The organism is Streptomyces sp. NPDC060205, assembly GCF_042728395.1.
In the GTDB taxonomy this organism is placed as follows: Bacteria; Actinomycetota; Actinomycetes; order Streptomycetales; family Streptomycetaceae; genus Streptomyces.
Genome location: NZ_JBHWZP010000198.1, coordinates 17,250 through 17,520 on the forward strand (window position 1 = coordinate 17,250; position 271 = coordinate 17,520).

Below are 271 nucleotides of genomic sequence, written 5' to 3' on the forward strand. Positions count from 1 at the left end.
CGTGGGGGGTGGGTGGCTTGGGCCGGGTTGTTGGGTGCGGGCCGGTGGGGGCTGGTCGCGCAGTTCCCCGCGCCCCTTGGGGGGGTGGGTGGCTTCGGCCGGGTTTGTTGGGTGCGGGCCGGTGGGGGCGCAAGCCGGATGTCGGCCGCGGGCCCGCCGTGGCTGGCCGCGCAGTTCCCCGCGCCCCTCAAGGGGTGGCTCCGCCGGTTCGTCGGCTGCGGGCCCATCGTGGCCGGCCGCGCAGTTCCCCGCGCCCCTGGCCCCTCAGGGG